The organism is Caballeronia sp. LZ003 (assembly GCF_031451465.1).
In the GTDB taxonomy this organism is placed as follows: Bacteria; Pseudomonadota; Gammaproteobacteria; order Burkholderiales; family Burkholderiaceae; genus Caballeronia.
The window spans coordinates 1-2,450 of record NZ_JARUXJ010000010.1 but is presented as its reverse complement, the minus strand read 5'-3'; the positions used below and the strand labels follow the sequence as shown (position 1 = coordinate 2,450).

4 protein-coding genes are annotated in these 2,450 nt (G+C 58.7%); all 4 read right to left on the bottom strand.

Translation table 11 applies throughout. The features are described from left to right. Window positions 1-147: 147 nt before the first annotated feature. A complete protein-coding gene (locus QCE79_RS32300) occupies window positions 148-657 on the bottom strand; it encodes a phage major tail tube protein (RefSeq protein ID WP_309851341.1) in 510 nt (169 codons plus the stop codon). Window positions 658-721: 64 nt separating this feature from the next. Continuing rightward, window positions 722-1,894 carry a phage tail sheath protein gene (locus QCE79_RS32295; RefSeq protein WP_309851340.1) on the bottom strand — a complete coding sequence of 391 codons (1,173 nt, stop codon included), beginning with the start codon at window positions 1,892-1,894 and terminating at the stop codon, window positions 722-724. A gap of 47 nt (window positions 1,895-1,941) precedes the next feature. Next, on the bottom strand, window positions 1,942-2,274 hold the full coding sequence (locus tag QCE79_RS32290) for a hypothetical protein (RefSeq protein WP_309851336.1): 333 nt from the start codon (window positions 2,272-2,274) through the stop codon (window positions 1,942-1,944). Between the two features lie 22 nt (window positions 2,275-2,296). Beyond that, on the bottom strand, window positions 2,297-2,419 hold the full coding sequence (locus QCE79_RS39420; protein WP_404989454.1) for a phage tail assembly chaperone: 123 nt from the start codon (window positions 2,417-2,419) through the stop codon (window positions 2,297-2,299). Window positions 2,420-2,450: the final 31 nt, after the last annotated feature.

Below are 2,450 nucleotides of genomic sequence, written 5' to 3'. Positions count from 1 at the left end.
TGGTGATGGTCTGCTCGCCGCGCACCAATGGCGTGTCGAGCGTGTGCGTGTTCGCATCGGCCTTCGGTTCGTTATCGATTTGATTGGTTTCCATATTCGGTTCTGTCAGTCAAAGTGGTGAAGGAACTGGGAGCGCTGCGTCCCAGCTCAAATCCCGATCGCTTTGCGCAGCGCGGCCAATAGATCCTTGCCGTTGATCTTTTCGATCGAGTTGATGAAGTCGATCTCGATGAGCTCTTGCCCGTTGATCGTCAGCTTGTAATAACTCGCGACGGTCGTGACCTTGAACGCGGTGTCGTCTTTGGCCTTCGCTGTGCCCATCTCGATCTCGCTATGCCGACCCTTGATGACGATTTCGACTGAATCGACACTGGTTGCGTCTTCGGACTGGTAGCCGCCGGAAAAGCGCAGCAACACGCCATCGTGCGTGGTCACGCCATACTGGGCGAGTACAGGACGCATCAAGCCGCCGCACGTCCATTCCATCTGGATGCCCTCTTGACCGAAATCAATCTTGATCGGCCCGCTCATGCCTGCGCCCTGATAGTCCTCCATCTTGCGGGTGAGCTTGGGCAGCGTAACCTCGGCAACTTGCCCGATAAAGCTTTCGCCGTTGTGAAACAGGTTGAATCCTTTGAGTTTGCGAGGCATACCCATGTTTTTAGCTCCTTGAAGGGGTCACGCAGCTGGTCACGGTGACGCCAACGGTTAAGGCAAATCGTTACGCGCTCACACGCGAGGCGAAGTCTGCGAGATACCGGTCGGTGATGCGCTGACGCAGCACAAGGTTTTCAAGCGGCGGCACGGGCGTATAGTCGTAGTCGATGAACGACTGCCCAGACTTCAACGTGTCGGTTGTGTTGGGGGCAGGATCGAACCAGGCCGAGCCGCCGATCAGATAGCCTTGAGAAATCCACGCCCTGAATTTGCCGTTGATCGTCTCGATGATGTCGCGCGGCAACGACGGATGAAGCGGCCCGTCGACGACGGGCATTTGTGCTTCCGCGATCGAATCGGCGAGCACCTGTGCGGTGCGCGTCGAGTTCTCGAACGCAAAGAGCGGATCGCTGGAGCAGGTACGCGAGCCCCAGAACCGGAAGCCGTCCTTGTTGATGAGCGTCGTGACGCCTTTTTCATTGAGATAACCCGCGTCGGTAGCCGGATCTTGCAGACCCCACGAGACGTCAGCCGAGATGCCCACCACGCCATTGACGGCGACGTTCGAGAGCGTCTTGTGCCAACCGATTTGCTCGTCGATCTTCGCACGCAGACCTAATGCGTACGCCACTGACGGAACCTCGACGTTTTTCTTCGCATCGCTATCCCAGGCGATGAAGTTAGGCCAAAGGAGCATGATCTCGCGCTGGCCGAATTGGTCTCGATACGCGGCGACCTCCTCCTTGGTCTTGCACCCCCAAGCGAACGCATACGTCATCGCGCGCAACGATTGCGCAATCGGCAGCATGGCGGCGGCGACTTCCGGCCGGTCCAGTCCCGGCACACCGATAATGCGCGGCGTGACATGAAGCTTCGCGTTTGCGGCGAGAAAAGCTTTCATGCCGGTGTAGCGGCCGTCGCTCGTCACGGTCCCGATCACATTGCCGACCGTCTCGTCCTGGTCCTTACCTTCGGCCACCCGCACGACAACAGTAAGGGCCTTCGTCTGCGCGCCGATGGCGCGAAGCGTGGTAGAGAGCGTGCCCTTCTTTCCAGCTTTACCTAGCGCGTCGACGACGTTCGTGAGCAGAACCGGTGTATTCAAAGGAAAGGCGTTTTCGTCCGCATCGTCTGCCGTGCACACCACGCCGATCACAGCGGTGGCCACGGTGCGAATGGGTCGCGTGCCCTGATTGATTTCGATAACACGAACGCCGTGGTGATAGTCGGTTGGCATGGTGCGAAACTCCGATGATGAGGGTGAGTAGATACGGGAGATGAGGCTTACGGTACTGTGATGTCAGGCACCACATCGGCGTCGCTGAACACGAACCGATTGGGCGGGAGCGCGGACGGGTCGATGCGCTCGGGGGGCGGCTCGATCAGCACTCGCTCGGCAAACCGAGTCAGGTCTTCGCCCTTACCCGGCACGCCCTCCACCTGAACGGTAGCGATACCGATGGACTGCGCGCCTTGTTGCGCGACCTCGCGGTTGTAGAAGCTTGCGACCTCGACGATGCTCTGCTTCAACTGCAGATCAACAGTCACTCGGCGGACAACATGAAACGATGCGGGGACACCGATCGAGGCGATTTCAACGTTTTTTTTCAGCGGCATATGTGGATTCCAAATGAGAGATTTACAGGGGTGACACCGGCCACTCGATGTGCTTCGGGAAACCGGGTTGAGCGGTGACTGCGCGAAGCGCCTGGCGATAGACGACGAGCGCTTTGAAAGTGGAAGCATCCAACGTCGTCGGCACGCCCGCGTCTTGCTCGTCACGATGCCGATCG

Excerpts from the sequence above, each read along its gene's own strand:
- QCE79_RS32295 (WP_309851340.1), bottom strand. The coding sequence starts at position 1,894 with ATGCCAACCGACTATCACCACGGCGTTCGTGTTATCGAAATCAATCAG.
- QCE79_RS32300 (WP_309851341.1), bottom strand. The coding sequence starts at position 657 with ATGGGTATGCCTCGCAAACTCAAAGGATTCAACCTGTTTCACAACGGC.
- QCE79_RS32290 (WP_309851336.1), bottom strand. The coding sequence starts at position 2,274 with ATGCCGCTGAAAAAAAACGTTGAAATCGCCTCGATCGGTGTCCCCGCA.